Genomic DNA, 2,170 nt, shown 5'->3' on the forward strand with positions numbered 1-2,170 from the left:
CCCGAAAACAGGGGCCTTTCCACACGTCCACGTGACCTTCCGGCCTCATCGCCAACCGCCCGTCCAGGAGGACACCCACCCGACGTGCCACACACCGACCGACTCCGCTGACCGGACGTACAGGCATCGACACCCGCTGATACCAGCCACCGCGCGAGCACCACGGCGAGACCTCTGTGGCCGACCGAGGCCAAGGCACTTTACGGGCCAGGCGCCGTCCTCGACGCCTCGCGGTGGCTCCAGAAGGTCAGTGCTCCGCGGGAAGCTCGAAGTCGCTCTTGGAGAGCTCTTCGATGTTGACGTCCTTGAACGTGACGACACGAACGTTCTTGACGAAGCGCGCTGGACGGTACATGTCCCACACCCAGGCGTCCTGCATCGTGACCTCGAAGAAGGTCTCGCCGTTGTCGGTGCCGCGCACCTGGAGGTCGACGGAATTGGTGAGATAGAACCTGCGCTCGGTCTCGACGACATAGCCGAAGAGCCCGAGGACGTCGCGGTACTCGCGATAGAGCTGCAACTCCATCTCGGTCTCGTACTTCTCGAGATCCTCCGCACTCACGCTCGTGCCCCTTCCGCGTGGTCCTCGACGGGGACCTCCCCCTCGGTCTCCTCCCCCAGGTCCACCTCTCCATTGTTACGCAAGGCACGCCCGACGTTGACGTAGGAGAACCGATGCTCTGGGCAAGGTCCGTGCACGGCGAGCGCCCTACCGTGCGCACGGGTCACATACCCCTTGTGGAGGTCGAACCCGTAGTCCGGATACCGCTCATGCAGACCCACCATGATCCGGTCCCGGGTGACCTTCGCGACGATCGACGCCGCCGCCACGCAGGCCGCTGCCTGATCCCCCTTGATCATCGCGAGCCCGGGGACGTCCAGGCCGGGGACCGGGAACCCGTCGCTGAGCACGTACGCGGGCCGCCTGTCCAGCGCGGCCAGGGCCCGCCGCATACCCGTGACGTTGCAGCGGTGAAGGCCGATCCGGTCGATGTCATGGCACGGGATGACCACCGCGCTCCACGCGTGCGCGCACTCGGTGATCTCGGCGTACAGCTCCTCGCGGCGTGCGGGGGTGAGGAGCTTGGAGTCGGTGAGACCGTCGATCCTGCGCCGTCCGCCCTGAAGGATCACCGCCGCGACGACCAGCGGCCCCGCGCACGCCCCCCGCCCGGCCTCGTCGACACCGGCCACGGGGCTGAACCCACCGTGCGCCAGGGCGCGCTCGAACGCGTGCATCCCCGCGTCGCGGCGCGGCGTGAAACGGAGCGGACGACCCTTCATGTCACGCAGGGTACGTCCCCGAAAGCTCCCCCGCTCCCCGAACGCCTCGTTCCCGTCATGTCCCCGATCACCCATCCCAAGCCACCCGCACACGCCAACCGCCCCACCGTCCCCGGGCCCCAACGCCTGTAGGTCACCAACGCGGCGCCCTTACAGACGGCGACCGGCTCAGTGACCTCCCTGGCGCACTCAGCCGCCCACAGGCGCCGACACCACAACACGAGCTCACGGACCCGCCGTGGACCAGTTGCTTCCCCTGGCCGGGCTGCCCGCCCTCGACGTGCCCGCGGCACAGGTCGAGCGGGCCCGGGAGCCGCCCGCCCGGCACGGCATGCTCCGCGAGGCGAGCGTGGACCTCGCCGACATCGCCGTGCCCACAAGACGTCCCGGCCTGGGCGCGCGTCGGGGCCGAACAACTCGACGCACCAGGCCCCTGCATTGCGGCCGCCTGGTGTGGTGAACCTTGTGGCTGGGGCGGCGTGCCGGGGGCCGGAACGCTTGACGAGCCGGGGGACCTGCTCATCCGACCGCATGCAGCGACCGCCTGACCCGCCTGCACCGGGACGGGGCGGCCGGGCGCTTGACGTGGCGGGGCGCCTGCGCGTCCGGCCGCATGCAGCGACCGCCTGGCTCACCTGCGCCGGTACCGAGCGTTTGGCGTGGTAGGACGCCTGCCCGCCCGTCCGGCCGCATGCAGCGGCCGCCTGTACCGCCTGCACCGGGACGGGACGGCCGGGCGCTTGACGAGCCGGGGCGCCTGCGCGTCCGGCCGCATGCAGCCACCGCCTGGCTCACCTGCGCCGGTACCGAGCGCTTGTTCAGGGGCGTTTTGTGCGGCGGCGGTGGAGGAGATAGGCGACGGGGAGGGTGCCTATCGCGCCTAGGG

3 protein-coding genes are annotated in these 2,170 nt (G+C 70.4%); 1 reads left to right on the forward strand and 2 read right to left on the reverse strand.

The features are described 5' to 3' along the window. Positions 1-247: 247 nt before the first annotated feature. Positions 248-562 carry a DUF2469 domain-containing protein gene (locus E1281_RS39265; protein WP_131884752.1) on the reverse strand — a complete coding sequence of 105 codons (315 nt, stop codon included), beginning with the start codon at positions 560-562 and terminating at the stop codon, positions 248-250. Then, positions 559-1,284, reverse strand: a complete 726-nt coding sequence (locus E1281_RS39270) for a ribonuclease HII (protein ID WP_131884753.1) — start codon at positions 1,282-1,284, stop codon at positions 559-561. The genes E1281_RS39265 and E1281_RS39270 overlap by 4 nt, the downstream gene beginning before the upstream one ends. Before the next feature lie 238 nt (positions 1,285-1,522). On the opposite strand from E1281_RS39270, the gene E1281_RS39275 reads away from it, so the two are divergent. After that, positions 1,523-1,744 carry a hypothetical protein gene (locus E1281_RS39275; RefSeq protein ID WP_131884754.1) on the forward strand — a complete coding sequence of 74 codons (222 nt, stop codon included), beginning with the start codon at positions 1,523-1,525 and terminating at the stop codon, positions 1,742-1,744. Positions 1,745-2,170: the final 426 nt, after the last annotated feature.

It is taken from the genome of Actinomadura sp. KC345 (genome assembly GCF_004348515.1).
Taxonomy (GTDB): domain Bacteria; phylum Actinomycetota; class Actinomycetes; order Streptosporangiales; family Streptosporangiaceae; genus Spirillospora.

Coding starts and splice junctions, on each gene's coding strand:
- E1281_RS39270 (WP_131884753.1), bottom strand. CDS start 1,284: ATGAAGGGTCGTCCGCTCCGTTTCACGCCGCGCCGCGACGCGGGGATG.